Consider the following 22,841-nt stretch of genomic DNA (forward strand, 5'->3'; position numbering starts at 1 on the left):
TCACGACAAAACGAAGGCCCGGAGACAGCTCCGGGCCTTTCCCATATGCGCCCTGAGGGCGCGCATCTTGGGCCGGACCGGCGTAGGCCTCAGGGCTGCGTGACAGCCGGCGCATAGTCCCAGACGGACAACCGCACCGGCGCACCATCCGCCTCCTGTGCCCAGCGGGCCACAGAGGGCAGCACGAAACGTTGTTGCGATACCAATCGCGCCTGACAGGCCACACCATCGGAGGGAAGTGCGGCACGGCTTGGCACCGTATCCCCAAAATCACGTTCGACCGTCACCAGACGCAGCGGATGGTGCGGGCAGGTCTGCAGGGCATCATCGCGCACCCGTTGATCGCGCAGACCGACCATCCCCAGCAGCCAGCTATCTCCCGTGATCACTTCCGCCTGCGCGCGATCGGCCATCGCGCCGACCCGCGCGGCCAGCTCGGGGGCATCGGCATTCAGCCGCGACGGCATCAGGCCGCGCGTCACGCCCAGACCGGCCAGCACCACCAGACCAAGCGCCAGCGCAGTCCAGCCCATTGCCCGCCCCGCCACCTCGGGCGCCCTGCGATAGGCCCAAAGCGCGACCGCTATCGTGAAGCAGATCGACAGGGGCAGAAGCCAGCGCGGGCTGAGACGGGTGATCCCGATCCCCAGCGCCGCCCCCAGAATAAGCAGCGCCGCCAGACCCCACAGGCCAAACAGCGCCCGAATGACCATATCCAGTCGGGCGCTCTGCAGCCCCTTTGGCCTGCGGCGCAGGAAAATGGCCATCGCAGCCCAGAACAGCAGGCACAGGATCACCGCACCCAGCTCGCCCCCCAACACCGCCAGAACCGCAGACTCGTCGCCACGATAGAACTTGCCACCCGAGGCCGTCGCCGCGGCCGGATGGCTGACCATCCACCAAAGCGGCAGCCCCTCGATACAGGCGGCGATACCTGCCGCCAGTGCCAGCCGCCCGATACGCAAAGGCCGGAACCCCGCCCGCGCGGGCCGCAAAACCAACAGCACCAGAATGGCAGGTACGATCATCAGATAGATATTGGCCTTTGAAAGACAGGCCAGCCCGAAGACCACGCCCAGCACGCCGTAATCGCGCCAGCGCCCACGGTCGAGCACGGCGGCATAGGCCCAGATAAGCGCGGTGGTTGCAGCGATCACCGCAACCGAATGTGTCAGGCTGCGTTGCGCCTCCCACATCAGATCGGGCAGAAGCGCAAGTGACAGCCCCGCCACGGCGCCTGCCGCCCGATCACCGGTCAGCCGCCGGAGCCCCGCCACCGCCAGACAGGCCGCCAGTGCCAGCAAGGCGAATTTGGCTGCCGCAATCGAGGCGACCGACAGGCCGAACAGGTCGAAGACAAGGCTCTGATACCAGTTATAGACCGGAAACTGCGGCCCGTAGCCAAGCGCCAGATCCTGCGCGCGCAGCACCATCTCGGCCTCGTCCAGTTCCAGCCCCGGCCCGCAAAAGAGCCGCACCAGAAAACCAAGTGTAAAATACAGAACGAGCGCGAGATAAACTGCGCGCTCGTTTTGAAGAAATCGGGTCATGAAGGCTCACAGCATTGAGGGCAGAACCTGATCCGGCGGGCGGTGCCCGTCGGCAAAGGTCTTGATGTTGATCAACACCTTTTCCCCCATCTCGACGCGGCCTTCAATCGTCGAAGACCCCATATGCGGCAGAAGCACGACATTGGGCAGCTCACGCAGGCGTGGGTTGATCTCGGAGCGCCCTTCGAAGACATCAAGACCGGCACCGGCAATCTCGCCCGCGCGCAACATCCGCGTCAGGGCGTTTTCGTCGATCACCTCGCCCCGCGAGGTATTCACCACCACCGCCGAGGGCTTCAACAGCTTGAGACGGCGCGCATTCAGCAGATGGAAGGTCGAAGGCGTATGCGGACAGTTGACCGAGATCACATCGACGCGGCTGACCATCTGGTCGAGGCTTTCCCAATAGGTCGCCTCCAGCGCCCCCTCGATCTCGGGACGCAGACGGCGGCGGTTGTGATAATGGATCTGCATGCCGAAGGCACGCGCCCGCCGCGCCACCGCCTGCCCGATCCGGCCCATGCCCAGAATGCCCAGACGCTTGCCGCCGATTCGACCGCCCAGATAGGCGGTGGGCGACCAGCCCTCCCAGCGGCCCGACTGCATCACCGCAAGACCTTCGGGGATCCGCCGCGTGACCGCCAGAATCAGCGCCATCGTCATATCCGCCGTATCGTCGGTCACCACACCGGGCGTATTGGACACCAGAATACCGCGCTGACGGGCGGTGGCGACATCGATATGATCCACCCCTGCCCCGAAATTCGCGATCAGTTTCAAGGTGTCGCCCGCCTGCGCCAGCATATTGGCGTCGATCTTGTCAGTCAGGGTCGGCACCAGAACATCGGCACGCTTCATCGCGGCCACAAGTTCGTCGCGCGTCATCGGCGCATCCGTATCGCGCAGCTCGACATCAAACAGTTCTTTCATCCGGGTCTCGACAACCTCGGGCAACCGTCGCGTGACAACAACACTCAGTCGTTGGATCGGCATGGTCTGCTCTCCCCCTCTTCCAACTCTCCGTCCTTACAGGCAAACTGCGCCTCAAGGGTCAAAGATACAAGACCCGCCGAGGCAGAAAATGGCAAAAACAGCTATATCATCGCAATTATGTTGCGCGATGATCTCATTAACCTATGGGTAGCAAGCACATGATTACGAAACGGGCAACCTTGCGCGCGATCTTCCTGACGATCCTTTCGGCCAGCTTCCTGACCTTCGTCTACGGGCATTATTCCCATGCGCAGGAATCACCGGAGGAAAGCGCGCTTTTGTCCGAGGAGGATAACGGCCCTACCCCCGAGATGGATCTGGCGCCTGAAGGGGCCGATGCGGGCAAGACCAAACTCGGTTCGGCCACCAACCTGCCCATTCCGCGCTATGTCTCGCTGAAGACCTCGACCGGCAATGTGCGCCGAGGCCCCTCCCTGTCGCACCGGATCGACTGGGTCTTCAAACATCGGGGCATGCCGCTGAAGATCACCGCCGAATACGGCAACTGGCGGCGGATCGAAGACCGTGACGGCGCGGGGGGCTGGGTCCATTATGCGCTGATCTCAGGGGTCCGCACCGTGGTCATCCAAGAGGATATGGCGCTTTTGCATGCGAAGCCCGATGACAATGCCGCCATCACCGCGCGCGCGGAATCCGGTGCCATCCTGCATCTGGGCAAATGCACCCATGACTGGTGCGAGATCCGTGCGGAAGGCGCGGAAGGCTGGGTGCGCAAAACCGAAATCTGGGGCGTCGATCCCGACGAAATTCGCGACTAGCGCCTTTACCGGTCTGTCAGGTTGGGCTAGGTCTGCCGCGCAGGGAGATAGCTGATCGGCCAAAAGAGGGCCTGCCCCATGTATGATTCTGAAAGCGTGAAACTTAACAGCTCTGCGGGGCTGGCCTCGGTGGCCGTGGCGATGGTGCTGGTGGGGCTGAAGGCATGGGCGCTATGGCAGACAGGGGCAGTGTCTATCGGGGCCTCTCTGGCCGATAGCGCGATGGACCTGCTGATCTCGGTTCTGGGCCTGATCACCATCCTCTACGCCGCCAAACCCGCCGATCATGACCATGCCTTCGGCCACGGCTCTGCCGAAGATCTCGTCTCGTTGGGGCAGGCGCTTTTTGTGGCGGCCTCTTCCGGCATCATCATCTGGACAGCCGTCGAACGCTTGTTGATGCCCGCGGCCAGCTACAAGCTGGAGGCCGAGGGCACCGGCATCGCCATCATGATCTTCTCGGTCCTTCTCACGCTTGTTCTGGTCTGGTGGCAGGGGCGTGTGGCCAAGAGCACCGGCAATAAGGTCGTGGCAGCAGACCGGCTGCATTATGTGGGCGATATGATCCCCGCCCTTGGAGCGGTTTTCGCGCTCTGGGCGTCAAAATCGCTTGGCTGGCACAAGGTCGATGCGGTGGTGGCGCTGCTGGCGGCGCTGGTGATGCTCAAAGGCGCGTGGACCATTGGCACCGGCGGCTGGAACGCCCTGATGGACGGGGCTGTTGCCCCCGAGATCGTCAAGAACATCCGCCATATCGCCAGCACCCATCCGGGCGTGCGCGCGTTCCACGACCTGAAAACCCGCACTGCGGGGGCCACGATGTTCGTGCAGCTGCATGTCGAACTGGATGGGGAGCAGACGCTGGAGGACGCGCATGAGATTGCGGCCCGCCTCAAGCACAAGATCATCGACACCTATCCCAATGCGGATGTCATCATCCATAAGGATGTCTGGCGCTCTGGCAAATAGGGGCAGGCCCGCAAGCCCGCCCACCTATATGGCGCCCCTTGGGGTCAGACCTTATCCAGCAGACCGCGGCCCTTCAGCAGAGCCTCGACCCCCGGCATCCGGCCACGGAAGCCCTTGTAGAGCGTCTCGGCCTCTTGCGAGCCCCCTTTCGACAGAATCCAGTCTTCCAGCTTTTCGGCCATCGCCGGATCAAAGGGGCCGCCTGCTTCCTCGAAGGCCTCGAAGGCATCGGCATCCATGACCTCGGACCACATATAGCTGTAATAGCCTGCGCTATAGCCATCACCCGAGAAGACATGCCCGAAATGCGGCGCCGCATGGCGCATGCGGATCGCATGGGGCATGCCGATATCCTTCAGCACTTGCGCCTGACGGGCCAGCGCATCTTTGGGGGCCGCCCCCTCGTGGAAGTCCAGATCGACCAGCGCCGAGGCCAGATATTCCACCGTCGAGAAGCCCTGATCATAGGTGGCCGCTGCCTTCAGCTTGTCCTGCAGCTCCTGCGGGATGGCCTCGCCCGTCTTATAGTGGCGAGCGTGTTTTTGCAGCACCTCCGGCACATCCAGCCAGTGCTCGTAAAGCTGGCTCGGCAGTTCGACGAAGTCCCGCGCGACCGAGGTGCCCGAGATGAATTCATAGGTCACATCCGACAACATCTGATGCAGCGCATGGCCGAATTCATGGAACAGGGTCCGCGCGTCATCATGGCTAAGAAGCGTGGGATCGCCCTTGGCGAAGTTGCAGACATTCATCACGATCGGGCGCGTATCCCCGCCCAGCTTCTTCTGCGAGCGCATCGCCGTACACCAAGCGCCCGAGCGTTTGGACCCGCGTGCATGGTAATCGCCCAGGAAGACCGCGATATGCTGGCCCTTACGGGTGACCTCCCAACCGCGCACATCCTCGTGGTAAAAAGGCCCCTCCATCGGAGTGAATTCCAGCCCAAACAAACGGTTGGCCACATCAAAGGCCGCGCCAATCATCGCATCCAGCGAGAAATAGGGCTTTAGCGCCTCTTCATCGAAGTCGAATTCCGCCACACGGCGCTTTTCGGAATAGTAGCGCCAGTCCCAAGGTTCTAGCGGACCATTGGTGCCATCGCGATGCAGCATCTCGGTCAGCACCTCGGCATCGGCCTCGGCCGCAGACTTGGCAGGCCCCCAAACACCCATCAGAAGGTCGCGCACCTTCTCGGGGCTGCCCGCCATCTCGGTTTCCAGCTTATAGGCCGCGAAACTGTCATAGCCCAAAAGCTTGGCGCGTTCTTCGCGCAAGGCAAGGATCTCGTCCAGCAGCGCGGTATTGTCGGTCTCATTGCCATTGGCACCCCGCGCGGTCCAAGCCTCATAGGCAATCCGGCGCAAATCCCGATTGTCGGAAAACTGCAGGAAAGGCACCACAAGTGAACGCGACAGCGTCAGCACGGGGCCCTCTTCCTCGCGGTCCTTGCCTGCGGCCCGCGCCGCAGAGGCCAGCGAAGCCGGCAGCCCCGCCAGATCCTCTTCGGTCAAAGGATGCGACCACGCGCGCTCATCCGCCAGAAGGTTCTGCGAGAACTGGGTGTAAAGCACCGCCAGACGCGATTTGATCTCGGCCATCCGCTCGGCCTCGGCCCCTGTCAGCGCGGCACCGGCACGGATGAACATGCGGTGATAGAGCTCCAGCATCCGGTCCTGTTCGGCGCTCAGACCCAGCGTCTCCCGCGCGCGCCACAGCACGGCGATCCGCTGGTAGAGCGTTTCGTTCATGATGATTTCCGACGAAAAGGCCGACATCTTGGGCGCCAGCTCGCGCATCAGCGCCTCACGCGCGGGCGTGCTATCGGCGCCCGAGACGGTGTAGAACAGCCCCGCCACGCGGTTGAGCAGCTCTTCGGCCTCTTCCAGCGCCTCAATCACATTGGCAAAGGTCGGCGGCTCGGGGTTGGCGGCAATGGCGGCGATATTGGCGCGGGCAACGGTCAGGCCGGTCTCGATGGCAGGGCCGAACTGGTCATCCTCCATCTGCGCAAAAGGTGGCAGGGAAAACGGGCCGGTCCATTCGGACAGAAGCGGATTTGTCATGCAGATCTCCTTTCCAAGGAAGCTAGGCGCTTGGTCCGGCTATGGAAAGGGGCTGCATCAAATGCCGTGAGGTTTTCCCCCGCAGATCGCGCAATCGGGAGCACGGGTCAGTTTGATGCGGCGATTTTCACCCCAGAGGATATCGACCATCTGCAAGGATCCGCGCAGGCTTTGGCCCGCCCCCGTGATCTCCTTGATCGCCTCGGCGGCCATTTGCGCGCCCACGACGCCGGGCAAAGCGCCAATGACGCCCGCCTCGGCACAGCTGGGCGCAAGCCCTTCGGCGGGCGGTTCGGGGAAGACACAGGCAAAGCACGGCGCACCCCGGGCCGGATCATAAAGCGACAACTGCCCCTCCCATTGCGTGATCGCGCCTGACAAAAGCGGCACGCAGGCCGTGACACAGGCCTGATTGACCATATAGCGGGTCGGGAAATTATCGCACCCGTCAATCACCAGCTGACAGTTTTCGAACATATCAGCGGCCATTTCCGCCGTCAGACGGGCATTGATTGGCACAATCTCGACATCGGGGTTTTGCGCCCTAAGCCAGCGGGCCGCCACTGCCACTTTGGGCTGACCGATATCGGCTTCGGTATAGATCACCTGCCGCTGCAGGTTCGAGCGCGACACAAGGTCATCATCGACCACCGTGATCCGGCCCACCCCTGCGGCGGCCAGATACATCAGCACAGGCACGCCAAGCCCGCCTGCGCCCACCACAATCACATGCGCCTCCTTCAACCGCCGCTGGCCCGTGCCGCCCACCTCCCGCAGAAGGATATGGCGCATGTAGCGTTCCAGCTCGCGGTCGGAGAAGGCCGCCATTCAGCCGATACCCGTCGAGCCAAAGCCCCCCGCACCGCGCGCGGTATCGGACAGGGTCTCGACCTCGGTCACGTCAAAGCGATGCACCTGCGCGATCACCGCCTGTGCAATCCGGTCGCCATGCGAGATACGGAACGGCACCTTGCCCAGCAGCATCAGCCCGATCTGCACCACGCCGCGATAGTCCTCATCCACCGTGCCGGGGCTATTGGGGATGATGAACCCATGCTTCAGCGCCAGACCCGAACGCGGACGGATCTGCATCTCGGTCCCTGCGGGCAGCTCCACATGGAAACCCGTCGAGATAAATTCGAACTGCCCGGGCTCGAAGGTGATCGGCCCGTCGGGCAGAAAGGCGCGCAGGTCCATACCGGCCGCACCGGCGGTCGCATAGCTGGGCAGGGGCAGGTCCAGATTGCCCTCGGCGCGTTTGAAGCGGATTTCCATCGTCATTCCTTCGTCGTCAAAGCGGAAGCGATGCGCTGCGCCAGACGGCGGGCGACCTCTTCCTTGGCAAGGCGCGGCCAGGTCTCGGGACCCTGCGCATCAATAATCGTCACGGCGTTTTCGGAGCCGCCCATGATACCGGTTGCGGGGCTGACATCATTGGCCACGATCCAGTCGCAGCCCTTGCGCGCCCGCTTGGCGGTCGCGTGCTCCATAACCTTTTCCGTCTCGGCTGCAAAGCCCACCACCAAGGCGGGCCGCCCCTTGGGCATCTGCGAGACCTGCGCCAGAATATCGGGGTTCTCACCGAATTCGAGCGCGGGCGCGCGGCCCGTGCCGTCCTTCTTCATCTTCTGCTGACCGGCATTGAGCACATGCCAATCGGCCACAGCTGCGGCACAGACCGCCACATCGGCAGGCAGCGCCTCTTGCACGGCCAGCTGCATCTGCCGCGCGGTCTCCACCCGTACCACCTTCACGCCCGCGGGCGGCGGCACCGAGGCAGGCCCCGTGACAAAGGTGATCTGCGCGCCCAAGTCACGCAAAGCACAGGCCAAAGCCGTGCCCTGCGCGCCAGAGGAGCGATTGGCGATATAGCGCACCGGATCAATCGGCTCATGCGTCGGCCCCGAGGTCACCACGATATGGCGGCCCGAAAGCGGCCCCTCGGTTAGCGCGGCACGGATCGCGGCGATAATCTCGGCGGGGTCGCTCATGCGCCCCTCTCCGAATTCTCCACAGGCCATCGGCCCTTCGACCGGCCCAACAAAGCGCACCCCATCGGCCTGAAGCTGCCGGATATTGCGCTGCGTCGCGGGATGGTCCCACATGCGCACATTCATCGCGGGCGCGATCAGCACGGGCTTGTCGGTCGCCAGAAGCAGCGTCGAGGCCAGATCATTGGCCAGCCCCTGCGCCATCTTCGCCATCAGATCGGCGGTGGCAGGCACCACGACCAAGAGATCGGCATTGCGCGACATCTGGATATGGCCGATCTCGGCCTCGCGCGAGACATCGAAGAGATCTTCATGCGCGGGCTCTCCGGCCACCACCGACAGCGTCAGCGGCGTCACGAATTCGGCGCCCGCCTTAGTGACGATCGGCGTCACCGCACAGCCCTCGGCGCGCAGGGTGCGGATCATCTCGGGCACTTTGAAGGCCGCGATGCCGCCACCGATGATCAAAGCAATGCGTTTGCCGTTCAGCATGATCTTTCTCCGCAGAAAACGGCCTTCAGATCTAAGCCACCTGCCCCAGCCGTGCAAGCACCCGCAGATGCCACGCCATTCACGAACTCTCCCGCCAAAGAAAAGCCCGACGCAAGCGCCGGGCCAAGTTCAACAGGGAGAACGTAAAAGGGAGTCACTGATTACGACGGAGAAATCCGGACGGTCAGGCAAAATAGCTCTGCACCTCGGTCCCGTGCATCTCGAGACTTTTGCGCATTTTGCCAAAGGCCTGCGCTTCAAGCTGGCGAATGCGCTCTTTCGACAGACCCAGCTCCTGGCCAAGGCTTTCAAGCGTGCGGGGATCCTCGATCAGACGGCGCTCGCGGATGATGTAACGCTCGCGCTCGGTCAGGCGGCCCATCGCCTCGCCCAGCCACGCCCGCAGCGTGATACCGTCCTGATTGGCGGAAACGCTGCCCTCGGTATCGGCGTTTTCATCTTCCAGCGTGTCGACCCATTCGCGCCCCTCATCCTCGGAGGATTGCGTGGCGTTCAACGAGAAGTCACTGCCCGAAAGACGACCTTCCATCATCTCGACATCGGCCAGCGGCACGCCGATTTCCTCGGCCACGCGCTTGCGCAGGCTGGCTGCATCGATTTTGCCGCCCTCGGCCTCGACCTCGCGTTCGATCTGCGCCTGCACGCGGCGCATATTGAAGAACAAGGCTTTTTGCGAGGAGGTCGAGCCGGTGCGCACCATCGACCAGTTGCGCATCACGAATTCCTGGATCGAGGCCTTGATCCACCACACGGCATAGGTCGAGAACCGCACACCACGTTCGGGGTCGAACTTCTCGGCGGCTTTCATCAGACCAAGGCTGGCCTCCTGGATCAGATCGTTCATCGGGGCCCCGTAGCGACGGAACTTGGCTGCCATCGAGATCGCCAGACGCATATAGGCATTGATCAGACGATGAAGGGCCACCTCGTCACGGCTCTCGCGCCATGCTTTCGCCAATTCCAGCTCGGTCTCCGCATCCAGAAACTCGGCCTTCATCGCGCGGCGCGGCAGGGTTTCATCGGTCATACCATCGAGTGCCATCATCTATCTCCCGATCCTGAGCGAGACTGGCGCCCGCATTCAAATCCGTTTCATGATCTGACAATGCACTGGCAGCGAAACGGTTCCGTGAAACTGGAAAAGATTTTTAACCTTTTCGGGAAAATCACGCCGTTCTTTCCAAAACGACGGCAATTTTCCTTTTAACGTCAGACCTCTAGACACATTCCTGCGGGTCAAGCCTTGCCAGCAGGAAAAATCCTCTGCATCGGCGTCTTCCGGCGCGTAACGCAACCATTGCGCGAAAGTCGATTGTCTTTACACTCGGTATATCTCCATCCGCCAAGGGGCATCTTATGGTTGCAACGATTTACACCACAGCCTTCGAAGGCGTGGAGGCTCTGCCAGTCGAGATCCAATGCGCCCTTTCGCCAGGATTGCCGGGCTTTTCCATTGTCGGCCTGCCGGACAAGGCCGTCAGCGAAGCGCGCGAACGCATTCGGGCCGCGCTGGGGGCTTTGGCCATCGCGCTGCCGCTGGAACGGATCACTGTCAATCTGGCACCGGCGGATCTCCCCAAAACCGGAGCGCATTACGACCTGCCCATTGCGCTGGCGTTACTGGCGGCAATGGGGATTATCCCCAAGGAGGAGGCGGCGCAGGTGGTGGCGATTGGCGAGCTGTCTCTGGACGGGCGGCTGGTCGCGGTGCCCGGCGCATTGCCCAGTGCCATGACTGCGGCCGCCCATGACCGCGTGCTTCTATGCCCCGCCGCCTGCGCCTCGGAGGCAGCTTGGGCGGGAAAGGATCTGGTCTTTGCCGCCGCGCATCTGGATGCGATGGTGCGTCATCTGTCGGGGGCTGCGCCGCTGGTGCCAGCCGTCCCTGCCAATGCGCAAACCGACGCCCCGCGCTATGATCTGACAGACGTGAAAGGGCAGGAACGCGCCCGCCGCGCGTTGGAAATCGCCGCCGCCGGTCGCCATCACCTGCTGATGGTCGGGCCACCGGGCGCGGGCAAATCCATGCTGGCGCGCTGCCTGCCCGGCATCATGCCCCCGCTGACACCGGCAGAGGCGCTCGAGACCTCGGTCATCCAGTCGGTGGCGGGGCAGTTGCCCGAGGGCGGGCTGTCGCGCGCGGCCCCCTATCGTGCGCCACATCATACGGCCTCGAAAGCGGCTCTTACGGGGGGCGGGCGCGGGGCCGCACCGGGAGAGATGAGCCTTGCGCATAACGGGGTGCTGTTTCTGGACGAACTGCCCGAATTCCAGCGCGATGTGCTGGAGACCCTGCGCCAGCCGATGGAAACCGGCGAGGTCAGCGTTGCGCGTGCCAATGCGCATCTCACCTATCCCAGCCGTTTTCTGGCGGTGGCGGCGGCCAACCCGTGCCGCTGCGGCCATCTGGGCGACCCCGCCCGCGCCTGTGCCCGTGCGCCCGATTGTGGTGCCGATTATCTGGGGAAACTGTCGGGGCCGCTGCTGGACAGGTTCGACCTGCGCATCGAGGTGCCCCCTGTGGCCTATACAGAGCTTGCCGCCCGCCCCGCCGGCGAACCAAGCGCCCGCGTTCTGGCACGCGTGACGCAGGCCCGTCAGGCACAGGCTGCGCGCTATGCCGCCTGTCCCGAGATCCGCGCCAATGCCGATGTCAGCGGCGTCTTGCTGGACACGGTGGCCCGCCCCGATGCCGAAGGGGCCGCCCTGCTGGAAAAGGCCGCGCAGCGCCTGCGGCTTTCGGCGCGGGGCTATCACCGCATCCTGCGCGTGGCCCGCACGATCGCCGATCTGGAGGGCATAGAGCCTATCCGCAAGGCGCATCTGTCCGAGGCCATCAGTTACCGGCTGTTGTTCGGGGGGCCGCAGACCATGCGCGGCGAATGAAGCGCGACAGGTCCTCGATCGCCTCTTCCGCCTCGGGCAGGTAGCGGGCGAACATCTGCCAGACATGCGGCGTATCGGGCCAGCTCTGCACTGTCACCTCCACCCCGAAACCGCGCAGACGGTCCGCCATGCGCAGACTGTCATCGCACAGGATTTCGGTCAGGGAGTGCTGGATCAGCACCGGCCCTGCCCCCTCGAAGCGCGAATAAAGCGGCGAGACCTGCGGATCTTCCGGATCCATCCCCGCCAGAAGACAGTCAACCAGCGTGCCAAACTGCTCTGGCGGCAGGATCGGGTCGGCCTCGGCATTGTCGCGCATGGACGCGCCCTGCCCCGTCAGATCGGTCCAGGGCGACATCACACAGGTCGCGCCGGGCGGCGTGCCACGCGCACAAAGCGCCGCCAGCAGCACAAGCGCCAGCCCCCCGCCCGCGCTATCCCCCACAATCGCGATACGGTCGGGGCGAAAGCCTTTGGCCAGCAACCCGTCCCATGCCGCCAGCGCATCTTCCGGTGCCGCAGGCAGGGGATGGTCGGGGGCCAGACGGTATTCGGGCAATACCACCTCGCAGCCCAGATGCCGCGAGATCTCTCCGGCCAGCCCGCGGTAATGCCATGCCGACCCCGCCAGATAGGCCCCGCCATGCAGATACAGCACGACATGATCGTAATCGGTGATCGCCCCCGCCCGCACCGACAACGCCGCCACCTGCCCCAGATCGCGGCGCAGCACCAGAAGCGCGGGCGGGATCGGCAGACGATGGGTGCCCGCCTCGAGGGCGGCGCGGGCCTCTTGCGGCCCTGTAATCTTGCGAAACCGGCGTTTGACCAAATGGCGCAGAAATAGATTGAAAAGCTGCACACGCGCGCTCATTCGCCGGCTTCCCCGTGATGGAAGGTGATGGCGCGTCAGCCCGCGCGCCGTGCTTCGATGGCCTGCCAGATCTTGGCGGCGATATTGACCCCGTCAAACCGCTCAAGCTCCTGAATGCCGGTGGGCGAGGTCACGTTGATTTCGGTCAGCCAGTCACCGATCACATCGATCCCCACAAAAATCTGGCCCTTCTCGCGCAGATGCGGGCCGATACGCGCGCAGATCTCGCGATCCCGCTCGGTCAGCTCGACCTTTTCCGGACGCCCGCCGACATGCATGTTGGACCGCGTCTCGCCCTCGGCAGGCACACGGTTGATCGCCCCCACGGGCTCGCCATCGACCAGAATGATCCGCTTGTCACCTTTGGACACGGCGGGCAGGAATTTCTGCGCGATCAGCGGCTCGCGGTTGATGCCCGAGAACAGCTCGTGCAGCGAGGCCAGATTGCGGTCATTCGGGTCCAGACGGAACACCCCCGCGCCGCCATTCCCGTAAAGCGGCTTGAGAATGATATCGCCATGTTTGTGCTTGAACTCGCGCAGGGTCTCCAGATCGCGGGCGATCATGGTGGGGGGCGTCAGATCGGGGAAATTCAGCACCAGCAGTTTTTCCGGCGAATTGCGCACCCAGAAGGGGTCGTTGACCACAAGGGTTTTCGGATGGATGCGATCCAGCAGGTGGGTGGTGGTGATATAGCCCATATCGAACGGCGGGTCCTGCCGCAGCCAGACCACATCGAATGTGGACAGATCGACATCCTGTTTCTCGCCCAAAGTGAAATGGTTGCCCTTTTCGCGCTGCACGGTCAGCGGCCAGCCCCGCGCATAAATCGCGCCTTCCCGGTAGCTTAGCTGGTCGGGCGTATAATAGAACAGCGTGTGCCCACGGGCTTGGGCTTCCTCGGCAATGCGGAAGGTGCTGTCTGCATCGATATTGATCGGACCAATCGGATCCATCTGAATTGCAACTTTCAAGGCCATGGGCGCCCCCTTTCGTTGCTGACTTAGTGCACCGAAACCAAAAGCACATGCAATCGTGCTGTTCTCCGCATGGTCTGTTCAGTTTTCCACAGAATCTTCCTGCAAGCCCCTTTGTAACAGCGGTGCCCGCCTGTGCCCGGGGATTTATGGCCGCAAACTACAGCCAGCCATCGAAACGGAAAGCGTCGGCCACCAGCCGGATTTCGCCCGTGCCATCCACCAGCGCCAGATCAAAGCGCAGCCGCTTCTGCTGGCACTCGGGGTGGCGGGCCACATAATCCAGTGCCGCGCGCCCGATACGGCGGGTCTGCGCCGCCCCGAGGCGGGGTGCGGCATCCGCAAAACTGCGCGCCCGCTTCACCTCGACAAAGACAAGACAGGCCCCGTCCGACGCGCCACCGCAGCCCCCGCCCTCCGGCAGCGGACCTTCCAGAACCAGATCGATCTCGCCATAGGCACCCCGCCAGCGTGTCTCACGGCAGACAAAGCCCTGCGCCGCATAGTGCCGCGCCACCTGGGCCTCGGCCACCGCACCGGCAAGATGCGCCCGAAGCCCGCGCGCCTTGCGACGTGCCGCTTCGGGGTCCTCGCTCATAGATCCTCAAGCCCCAGCGCGATCTGATAGACCTCGCGGCGCTTCAGCCCCAGAAGCTGCGCGACCTCGGCAGAGGCGTCCTTGACGCTCATATGCGGCAGAAGCTTGCGCAGCGCGGTCTCGATATCTTCGGGGGCGGCCTCGCGCTTGCCCGCCCGATCCACCAGAATAACGATCTCGCCCTTGATCTCGCGGTCCTCAAGCTGCGCCTGCAATTCGGCCACGCTGCCGCGCAGAGCCTCCTCGAACCGCTTGGTCAGTTCACGGCAGATCACCACCTGACGATCCGCACCATAGGCCGCCGCCAGATCGGCCAGAGTGTCCTTCACCCGCTTCGGGCTTTCGTAAAAGATCATCGTCGCGGCAACGTTATCCATCGTGCGGAACCAGTCCTGCTTGGCCTTGGACGCCCGCGGCGGAAAGCCCGCAAACAGGAACCGGTCCGATGGCAGCCCCGAAACGGTCAGCGCCGCCAGTGCCGCCGACGGACCGGGGGCGGTATGGACCGGCACGCCCGCATCAATCGCCGCACGCCCCAACTGATAGCCCGGATCGGCCACAAGCGGCGTGCCAGCTTCCGAGGCATAGACCACCGAGCGGCCTTCGCCCAGATGGTGCATCACCTTGGGACGCGCCTGATCGCCATTCTGGTCGTGATAGGAGATCAGAGGCCGGTGATCCAGTGCAACCCCATGAATTTCCATAAGATGTCGCAAAGAACGGGTGTCTTCGGCCACCAGCACATCGGCTGTGGCCAGCATATCGAGGGCCCGCAAAGTGATATCGCGCGCCGCCCCGATGGGGGTTGCAATGAAATGCAGCCCCGGTGCCAGCGCCCCCTGTCCGGCCTTCGCGCCCACCGTCACCGTTTTTCCGGCCTGCCAATTACCGCTCATTGCGCCCCTTCCGTCACGTTTACTTCCCCTATGGAAACGCATAGGGTCTGCCCTAATTCAATCCCTGCCGAATGATCAGAGGACCACGTATGTTCGCGATTTTACGAAAGCGCCGCAACCCATTGATCCGTCTCGCAGCCGTGATGTCTGCGTTCTGGGTCGCCGCCTGTGACCCGAACGCGATGACTGGCAGCGGATCGGGCCAACGAATCGACACCTCCAAACCGGTTCCTGTCGCCCTACTGCTTCCGGGCGGCTCGGGCAATTCCGGTGACGAGGCTCTGGCGCGCTCGCTCAAGCAGGCTGCCGATCTCGCGATCTCCGATCTCGATGGCGTGAAGATCGATCTGCGCGTCTACAATACCAGTGCCAATGCCGCTCAGGCCGCACAGGTCGCCAGCAAAGCCGTGGATGATGGCGCGAAAATCATCCTTGGTCCGGTCTTCGCACAATCGGCCAATGCCGTGGGCAATGCCGTGGCCGCGCGCGATGTGAACGTGCTGGCCTTCTCGAACAACACCTCGATCGCAGGCGGCAACGTCTTCGTGCTGGGTCCGACCTTCCAGAACACGGCCAACCGTCTGGTGCGCTATGCCGCCCGCAATGGCAAACGCAACATTCTGGTCGTGCATGAACAGAACACCGCCGGTCAGGCAGGGGCGCAGGCCATTGAAAGCGCCATCAGCAGCTCTGGCGCGAAACTGGCTGGCAATATGGCCTATCCCTTCTCGCAGCAGGGGGTGATCAACGCGGCAGGCCAGATCGCGGACCGTGCGAAAGCCGATGATGTCGATGCTGTCTTCATGACCGCCGATACCGCAGGCGCACTGCCGCTTCTGTCGCAGCTTCTGCCCGAACGCGGCGTGAATACGCAGCAGAAGAAATTCATCGGCCTGACCCGCTGGGATGTGCCGCAAGCCACGCTGCAACTGCCGGGCCTGCAAGGCGGCTGGTTCGCCACGCCCGACCCGAACCTCAACGCCCAGTTCCGCGCGCGCTATCAGGCGGCCTTCGGCGAGGCTCCCTCGCCCATTGCAGGGCTGGCCTATGACGGGATCGCGGCGATCGGCGCGCTCGTGAAATCGGGCAACCCGAATGCGCTGTCGAAATCGGGGCTGACCCAGCGCTCGGGCTTTGTGGGTGTGAACGGCATCTTCCGTCTGCGCTCGGATGGCACCAACGAACGTGGCCTTGCCGTGGCACAGGTCAATAACGGTCAGGTGCAGGTGATCGATCCGGCCCCGCGCAGCTTCTCGGGTGCAGGCTTCTGATCACTCTTTCCCGCGTGCCAGCCAACTGGTAACACAGGATAACGCAAAGAGGGGCGGCCACGCATCTGCGGGCCGCCCCTTGCCTGTTAAAGCCGTGGCAAAGACGGCGGATAAGGGAGTTGATGATGGACCAAAGCGCTGCTGCCGAACAAAGGCTGATCACCCCGCTGCCTGCCGAGGCCCCGCTGCTTTTGAAAAGCGACGAGCTGATCCCCGCTCTTGACCATGTGCTGGACGGCATCACCGACCCCAAAGAGATCAGCACCGCAACGGTGCGGTTCCTCAACACCGCCCGCGATGCGGCGCGGCTGTGGATCGAGGCCGATCTGGCAGGTCATCCGCGCATCGCCCGCGCCACGGTCGAGAATTACGCGCGCATGACCGATGGGATGGTGCGGGCCGTGGTGCATGTGGCCTCGGATTATCTCAACCCGCAAACCTCCAAGACCCCGGAGACCATTACCGTGCTGGGCGTGGGCGGCTATGGCCGCGCCGAGATGGCCCCCCATTCCGATGTCGACCTGCTGTTTCTGGGCGACAAGAAGCTCAGCCCGTGGACCGAGGCCGTGATCCAGAGCATGCTCTATATGCTCTGGGACCTGAAGCTGAAGGTCGGCCATGCCTCGCGCACCATCGAGGACTGCCTGCATCTGGGGCGCGAGGATTTCACCATCCGCACCGCGCTTCTGGAGCAGCGTTTCCTCTGTGGCGATGCGGCGCTGGCCGACAAGCTGGCGACCCAGCTTCGCAAGAACCTCTTTGCCAATTCCGCCCCCGAATTTGTCGAGGCAAAGCTCGACGAGCGCGCCAAGCGCCACCAGCGGCAGGGCGGGCAGCGCTATGTTCTGGAGCCCAATGTGAAAGAGGGCAAAGGCGGATTGCGCGATCTCCAGACGCTCTACTGGATCGCGAAATACGTGCATTCGGTCAATCGTGCCGCAGAGCTGGTCAAGCTCGGGGCCTTCACCGAAGAGGAATACCGCAATTTCCGCACCGCCGAGGATTATCTCTGGGCCGTGCGCTGCCACCTGCATCTGATCGCGAACCGCGCCGCCGACCAGCTGACCTTCGATATGCAGGTCGAGGTGGCGAGCCGGATGGGGTATAAAGACAGCGCCGGACGCCGTGCCGTCGAGATTTTCATGCAGGACTATTTCCGTCATGCCACCATCGTGGGCGATGTAACGCGGATCTTCCTGACCAAGCTTGAAGCGCAGCATGTCAAACACGCCCCCAAACTGACCCGCATCTTCCGCCGCCGACGCCACCTGAAGCCTCCCTTCATCGACGACAACCGCCGGATCAATGTGGTCGATGAAAGCACCTTCCTGTCGGACCCCCTCAACCTGCTGCGGGTCTTCGAAGAGGCGCTGCGCACCGGCCTGCTGATCCATCCCGACGTGATGCGGCTCGTGCAATCCAACCTGCATCTGTTCGATGACAAGCTGCGCCGGAACCGGGAGGCACGGCGGATCTTCCTTGATCTGCTGCTCAAGCATGGCAATCCGGAACGGGCCCTGCGCCGGATGAACGAGCTGAACGTGCTGGGGGCCTTCATCCCCGAATTCGAGCCCATCGTGGCGATGATGCAGTTCAACATGTATCACAGCTATACGGTTGACGAGCATACCATTCAGGTGATCTCGGCGCTCGCACAGATCGAGCGCGGCGAGCTGATCGAGGAATTGCCGCTTTCGTCGGAAATCCTGAAAGAAGGCATCAACCGCAAGGTCATGTATGTGGCGCTTCTCTTGCACGATATCGGCAAGGGCCGCCCCGAGGACCATTCCATTCTGGGGGCCAAGATCTCGCGCAGCGTCACCCCGCGTCTGGGCCTGAAGGAAAGCGAATGCGAAACGGTGGAGTGGCTGGTGCGCAACCATCTGGTCATGTCCGACATGGCCCAGAAACGCGACATTTCCGACCCGCGCACCATCAAGGAGTTCGCCAAGGTGGTGAAGACCCGCCAGCGGCTGGACCTGTTGACGGTGCTGACGGTCTGCGACATCCGTGGCGTGGGGCCGAATGTGTGGAACAACTGGAAGGCCACCTTGATCCGGCGCCTGCATGCCGAGACAGCGGAGGCGCTGGAGCATGGGCTGGAGGCGATCAACCGCGACCAGCGCGAACAGGATGCCCGCAAATCCCTGCGCGACCGGCTGGAGGCCGAAGGCTGGGAACCCAAGGTGCGCCGCGCCGAGGTGGCCCGCCATACCCCCGCCTACTGGCAGGGGCTGTCCACCCAGACGCAATATGCCTTCGCACATCTTCTCAAGGATCTGCCCGATGACGAGATCCGCATCGATGTGCAGGTCGATGCCGATCACGATGCCACCCGTGCGGCCTTCGCGCTGGTGGATCATCCGGGCATTTTTGCGCGGCTGTCGGGCGCGATCGCGCTGGTGGGGGCCAATGTGGTGGATGCCCGCACCTATACCACCAAAGACGGCTATGCGACGGCGGTGTTCTGGCTGCAGGATGCCGATGGCCACCCCTTCGAGGCCTCGCGCCTGCCGCGCCTGCGCAACATGATCGACAAGACGCTCAAGGGCGAGGTCGTGGCCCGCGATGCGCTGAAAGACCGTGACAAGGTCAAGAAACGCGAGCGCGAGTTCCGCTTCCCCACCCATATCATGTTCGACAATGACGGCTCGGAACTTTACACCATCGTCGAGGTGGATACCCGCGACCGCCCCGGCCTGCTTTATGACCTGACGCGGGCCCTGGCCTCGAGCAATATCTACATCGCCTCGGCGCAGATCGCGACCTATGGGGCGCAGGTGGTCGATACCTTCTATGTGAAGGATATGTTCGGCCATAAGCTCCATGCCGAGAGCAAGCGGCAGAAACTGGAACAACGGCTGCGCGATTACATCGAAAGCGGTGCAAAGCGGGCGAATAACTGATGAAGGCCATGCGATGAAGGCAGGACGGCTGGTCAGGGGCTTCCTGACGGTGGGGCTATGGACGCTGGGCAGCCGCGTTCTGGGCTTTGTGCGCGATATGATGATGGCGGCCTATCTGGGCACCGGACCGGTGGCCGAAGCCTTCATGGTGGCGTTTTCGCTCCCCAATATGTTCCGCCGCTTCTTCGCGGAAGGGGCGTTCAACATGGCGTTCGTGCCGATGTTCGCAAAGCGCGTCGAGGCGGGCGAAGACCCGCATGGCTTGGCCCGCGATGCCTTCAAGGGGCTGTTCGGCGTGCTGTTTCTGTTTACCATCCTCGGTACGATGGCGATGCCGTGGCTGGTCTGGGCGATGGCGGCGGGCTTTGTGGGCGATGCGCGCTTCGATATGGCGGTCGATTTCGGGCGGATCACTTTCGTCTATATCCTCTTCGTGTCGCTGGTGGCGCTTTTATCGGGCATTCTCAACACGTTCGGGAAATTCACCGAAGCCTCTATCGTGCCGATCCTGATGAATGTCATGTTCATCCTTGCCATGCTGGCGGCCAATCAGGCGGGCTGGGATATGGGTACGACGCTGGCATGGACGGTGCCCGCCACGGGGGTCGTGCAATTCGCCTTCGCATGGGTTGCCGCCCATAAGCTCGGCTACACGCTTTTGCCCGGTCGCCCGCGCATGACACCGGAACTCAAGCGCCTGCTGATCATTGCAGGCCCTGCGGTGCTGGCGGGCGGCGTGGTGCAGATCAACCTGCTGGTGGGGCGTCAGGTGGCCTCTTTCACCGAAGGGGCTGTGGCATGGCTGAGCTATGCCGACCGTCTCTACCAGTTGCCTCTGGGCGTCGTGGGCATCGCCATCGGCACCGTGCTCTTGCCCACCCTCTCGCGCCATCTGCGCGCAGGCGAGGAAGCCGAGGGCCGCGAGAGCTTTTCACGCGGGGCGGAATTCGCGCTGTTTCTCACGCTGCCTTCGGCAGTGGCGCTGGTGGTGATCGCGCCGCAACTGATTTCGGTGCTTTATGACCGTGGCGCATGGCGCGCCGAAGACACCGTCGCCACGGCGCTGGTTCTGGCGATCTATGGCGTAGGTCTACCGGCTTTCGTGCTGCAAAAAGTGCTGCAACCGGTCTTCTATGCCCGTGAGGACACCCGCCGTCCCTTCTATTATGCGCTGGTCTCGATGATGGTGAATGCCGGTGCCGCCATCGGGTTGATGCCCCTGATCGGCTTTTCGGCAGCGGCTTTGGGCACCACGATTTCCGGCTGGGTCATGCTGGCCCAACTCTGGTGGGGCGCACGCAATATGGGCCTCTCGGCCCGCCCTGATGCGCGCTTCTGGAAGCGCCTGTGGCGGATCGCGATCGCCTGCGCGGTGATGGGCGTGCAGCTTCGCTATACCGCCGACTGGCTCGCGCCGACGCTGGCAGATCGCGGCGCCCGCTGGGGCGCGCTCGGGCTTCTCTGCGGTTCGGGGATCGTGGTCTATTTCCTGACCGCCTTCGCGCTCGGGGTCTTCGGGCTGGCGGAGTTCAAGGCCAATCTGCGCCGTCGCCGGAAATAAACAGAAACGGCGCCCCGCAGGGCGCCGTTTGCTTCAGCGACGGTTGCGCAGCTTCGCGAGCACCCGCCCCCAGCCACCGGGCGAGACAAGGAAGCTGACCAGAAAGCCCACGATGAACCCCGCCAGATCGGCGATCCACTGGTCGGTGCCGCCGAAAATCACGCTGAACAGCAGCTGGATGCCCATCAGGAACCCGATCAGCTGGAAGGCCTGCATCCGGTTGCCACGGGTATGGCCGAGATAGGTCCATTGGATAAAGCTGAACGCCCCGATCAGCCCATAGGCCGCCGGATAGCCGCCATAAAGCGCGCTCTGGGTGAAGGGCAGCGCGGTATAGATCAGCGCCGCCAGAATGGACGAGGCAAAGAACACCACCGCCACGGCCCAGCCACGGAACACCTCGCCCACCATTTTGCCAAGTGCCAGAATGAACACCAGCACGAAGGCGGCATGGGTAAAGCTGCCATGCACAAAGGGATAGGTCACCACCCGCGCCATCTGCTTCCACGGATGCACGCCCGCCTCCATCATCGCCCGCATCAGGTTCGGGTCGTAGGCAAAACGTTGCAAGGCTTCGGGCCGCCAGACGATACCGTTCTGGAACAGCCCCGCCTGCCCCAGCCCGAACATCAGCTCGCCGATGATGATGGGGGCCGCCAGCAACCAGACGATAGGCGGTAATTTGTTAAGCGGGCCTTCAGTGTAACCGGAGCGCATAGAGGATCCTTCGTATTGGGTGGCGCCGATATGGGGCGCAAAGGCCGCCCGTTCAACCAAGAAAGGGCCGGGAACCGATATAGAGCCGGGCCAGACATTGATCCCCGCCGCATTTGGGGATAAGCGAGCAAGGACGATATTACCAGCCTGCATGCAGGGGAGCCGCAGATGAGCGATACGACCGTAACCCCGCCCGTTACTCCAAATGCAAATTTCAAGCCGCGGATCTTCTCCGGCATCCAGCCGTCCGGCAATCTGACGCTGGGCAACTATCTTGGGGCCCTCAAGCGCTTTGCCCAAAAGCAGGACGAGGGGATCGAGACGATCTACTGTCTGGTGGATATGCATGCAATCACCGTCTGGCAGGACCCCGAGGCGCTGCGCCGCCAGACCCGCGAGGCGGCTGCCGCCTTCATCGCCTCGGGCGTTGATCCGTCGAAATCCATCCTCTTCAACCAGTCCCAAGTGGGTGCGCATGCCGAGCTGGCATGGCTTTTCAACTGCACCGCGCGTCTGGGCTGGATGAACCGGATGACCCAGTTCAAGGACAAAGCGGGCAAGAATGCCGAGAAAGCCTCGCTGGGTCTTTACGCCTATCCCGCGCTGATGGCCGCCGATATCCTGCTCTATCACGCGACCATGGTGCCGGTGGGCGAGGACCAGAAGCAGCATGTCGAGCTGACCCGCGATATCGCCAATAAGTTCAACCATGACTTCGGTGTGGATTTCTTCCCCGAACCCGAACCGCTGATCGAGGGCGCGGCCACCCGCGTCATGAGCCTGCGTGACGGGTCGAAGAAAATGTCGAAATCCGACCCCTCGGATGCAAGCCGCATCAACCTGACCGATGACGCCGACACGATCGCCAAGAAGTTCCGCAAGGCCCGCACCGATGCCGAGCCGCTGCCGGAAACCGTCGATGGCCTCAGCGAACGCCCCGAAGCCCGCAATCTGGTGAATATCTACGCAGCGCTTGCGGATATGACGTCCGCACAGGTCGTGGCCGAATTCGCAGGCAAGGGCTTTGGCGATTTCAAACCGGCTCTGGCCGATCTGGCGGTCGACAAGCTGGCACCGATCTCCGCCGAGATGAAACGCCTGATGGATGACGTGACCGAGATCGACCGCATCCTTGGCAAAGGCGCGGAACAGGCTGATGCCATCGCCCGCCCGATCGTCGAGAAAACCTATGACATCATGGGCATGGTGCGCTCGCGCTGATCGCCTACCCGTCGGGGGCCGCACCGGCCCCTGACAGCGGATTTCGGGGGCTCGATGCCCCCGAAATCCGCACCCC

General features: G+C 63.2%; 19 protein-coding genes. 7 read left to right on the top strand and 12 right to left on the bottom strand.

Going from position 1 to position 22,841, the window contains the following annotated elements:
- Nucleotides 1–89: 89 nt before the first annotated feature.
- Both WDB86_RS07420 and WDB86_RS07425 read right to left on the bottom strand, forming a co-directional pair.
- The gene (locus WDB86_RS07420; RefSeq protein WP_406735601.1) at nucleotides 90–1,550 is read right to left on the bottom strand and encodes a glycosyltransferase family 39 protein; all 1,461 of its coding nucleotides are present in this window, start codon (nucleotides 1,548–1,550) and stop codon (nucleotides 90–92) included.
- A 6-nt stretch (nucleotides 1,551–1,556) separates the two neighbouring features.
- Entirely contained in the window at nucleotides 1,557–2,543 is a 987-nt protein-coding gene (locus WDB86_RS07425; RefSeq protein WP_406720312.1) for a 2-hydroxyacid dehydrogenase, read from the bottom strand.
- Between the two features lie 311 nt (nucleotides 2,544–2,854).
- Here WDB86_RS07425 and WDB86_RS07430 point away from each other — a divergent pair, with 311 nt between their 5' ends.
- Nucleotides 2,855–3,322: an SH3 domain-containing protein gene (locus WDB86_RS07430; RefSeq protein ID WP_339109475.1), complete on the top strand. Its 468-nt coding sequence runs from the start codon at nucleotides 2,855–2,857 to the stop codon at nucleotides 3,320–3,322.
- 78 nt (nucleotides 3,323–3,400) lie between these two features.
- A complete protein-coding gene (locus WDB86_RS07435) occupies nucleotides 3,401–4,291 on the top strand; it encodes a cation diffusion facilitator family transporter (RefSeq protein ID WP_339109109.1) in 891 nt (296 codons plus the stop codon).
- Nucleotides 4,292–4,335: 44 nt separating this feature from the next.
- Here the strand turns inward: WDB86_RS07435 and WDB86_RS07440 are convergent, their stop codons facing one another.
- From WDB86_RS07440 to WDB86_RS07460, 5 genes are all read right to left on the bottom strand, one after another.
- Nucleotides 4,336–6,354 carry a M3 family metallopeptidase gene (locus WDB86_RS07440; RefSeq protein WP_406735602.1) on the bottom strand — a complete coding sequence of 673 codons (2,019 nt, stop codon included), beginning with the start codon at nucleotides 6,352–6,354 and terminating at the stop codon, nucleotides 4,336–4,338.
- A 57-nt stretch (nucleotides 6,355–6,411) separates the two neighbouring features.
- A complete protein-coding gene (locus tag WDB86_RS07445) occupies nucleotides 6,412–7,182 on the bottom strand; it encodes a HesA/MoeB/ThiF family protein (RefSeq protein WP_406735603.1) in 771 nt (256 codons plus the stop codon).
- Nucleotides 7,183–7,635: a dUTP diphosphatase gene (dut, locus tag WDB86_RS07450; protein WP_339109106.1), complete on the bottom strand. Its 453-nt coding sequence runs from the start codon at nucleotides 7,633–7,635 to the stop codon at nucleotides 7,183–7,185.
- Nucleotides 7,632–8,837, bottom strand: coding sequence for a bifunctional phosphopantothenoylcysteine decarboxylase/phosphopantothenate--cysteine ligase CoaBC (gene coaBC / locus WDB86_RS07455; protein WP_406735604.1), 1,206 nt, complete (start codon nucleotides 8,835–8,837; stop codon nucleotides 7,632–7,634). The genes dut and coaBC overlap by 4 nt, the downstream gene beginning before the upstream one ends.
- A 184-nt stretch (nucleotides 8,838–9,021) precedes the next feature.
- Nucleotides 9,022–9,900: an RNA polymerase factor sigma-32 gene (locus WDB86_RS07460; RefSeq protein WP_406721641.1), complete on the bottom strand. Its 879-nt coding sequence runs from the start codon at nucleotides 9,898–9,900 to the stop codon at nucleotides 9,022–9,024.
- Between the two features lie 314 nt (nucleotides 9,901–10,214).
- Between WDB86_RS07460 and WDB86_RS07465 the strand changes: the two genes are divergently transcribed.
- A complete protein-coding gene (locus WDB86_RS07465) occupies nucleotides 10,215–11,744 on the top strand; it encodes a YifB family Mg chelatase-like AAA ATPase (protein WP_406735605.1) in 1,530 nt (509 codons plus the stop codon).
- On the opposite strand, the gene WDB86_RS07470 is transcribed toward WDB86_RS07465, so the two are convergent.
- From WDB86_RS07470 to rsmI, 4 genes are all read right to left on the bottom strand, one after another.
- Nucleotides 11,695–12,618, bottom strand: coding sequence for an alpha/beta hydrolase (locus WDB86_RS07470; RefSeq protein ID WP_339109103.1), 924 nt, complete (start codon nucleotides 12,616–12,618; stop codon nucleotides 11,695–11,697). The two genes, WDB86_RS07465 and WDB86_RS07470, sit on opposite strands and share 50 nt — an antisense overlap.
- Before the next feature lie 35 nt (nucleotides 12,619–12,653).
- Nucleotides 12,654–13,598, bottom strand: a complete 945-nt coding sequence (gene gshB / locus WDB86_RS07475) for a glutathione synthase (RefSeq protein ID WP_406735606.1) — start codon at nucleotides 13,596–13,598, stop codon at nucleotides 12,654–12,656.
- A gap of 157 nt (nucleotides 13,599–13,755) precedes the next feature.
- Nucleotides 13,756–14,193, bottom strand: coding sequence for a YraN family protein (locus tag WDB86_RS07480; protein WP_406735607.1), 438 nt, complete (start codon nucleotides 14,191–14,193; stop codon nucleotides 13,756–13,758).
- The gene (gene rsmI / locus WDB86_RS07485; RefSeq protein WP_339109100.1) at nucleotides 14,190–15,089 is read right to left on the bottom strand and encodes a 16S rRNA (cytidine(1402)-2'-O)-methyltransferase; all 900 of its coding nucleotides are present in this window, start codon (nucleotides 15,087–15,089) and stop codon (nucleotides 14,190–14,192) included. The genes WDB86_RS07480 and rsmI overlap by 4 nt, the downstream gene beginning before the upstream one ends.
- An 89-nt stretch (nucleotides 15,090–15,178) precedes the next feature.
- Here rsmI and WDB86_RS07490 point away from each other — a divergent pair, with 89 nt between their 5' ends.
- The 3 genes from WDB86_RS07490 (at nucleotide 15,179) to murJ (ending at nucleotide 20,827) form a co-directional block, all read left to right on the top strand.
- The gene (locus tag WDB86_RS07490) at nucleotides 15,179–16,360 is read left to right on the top strand and encodes a penicillin-binding protein activator (RefSeq protein ID WP_339109099.1); all 1,182 of its coding nucleotides are present in this window, start codon (nucleotides 15,179–15,181) and stop codon (nucleotides 16,358–16,360) included.
- A gap of 125 nt (nucleotides 16,361–16,485) precedes the next feature.
- A complete protein-coding gene (locus tag WDB86_RS07495) occupies nucleotides 16,486–19,266 on the top strand; it encodes a [protein-PII] uridylyltransferase (RefSeq protein ID WP_406721640.1) in 2,781 nt (926 codons plus the stop codon).
- Nucleotides 19,267–19,279: 13 nt separating this feature from the next.
- Nucleotides 19,280–20,827 carry a murein biosynthesis integral membrane protein MurJ gene (gene murJ, locus WDB86_RS07500; protein ID WP_339109097.1) on the top strand — a complete coding sequence of 516 codons (1,548 nt, stop codon included), beginning with the start codon at nucleotides 19,280–19,282 and terminating at the stop codon, nucleotides 20,825–20,827.
- A 33-nt stretch (nucleotides 20,828–20,860) separates the two neighbouring features.
- On the opposite strand, the gene WDB86_RS07505 is transcribed toward murJ, so the two are convergent.
- Entirely contained in the window at nucleotides 20,861–21,544 is a 684-nt protein-coding gene (locus tag WDB86_RS07505) for a rhomboid family intramembrane serine protease (RefSeq protein ID WP_339109096.1), read from the bottom strand.
- Nucleotides 21,545–21,712: 168 nt separating this feature from the next.
- Between WDB86_RS07505 and trpS the strand changes: the two genes are divergently transcribed.
- A complete protein-coding gene (trpS, locus tag WDB86_RS07510; RefSeq protein ID WP_406735608.1) occupies nucleotides 21,713–22,765 on the top strand; it encodes a tryptophan--tRNA ligase in 1,053 nt (350 codons plus the stop codon).
- Nucleotides 22,766–22,841: the final 76 nt, after the last annotated feature.

The sequence above is a fragment of the Thioclava sp. GXIMD4215 genome (genome assembly GCF_045291555.1).
GTDB lineage: Bacteria > Pseudomonadota > Alphaproteobacteria > Rhodobacterales > Rhodobacteraceae > Thioclava > Thioclava litoralis.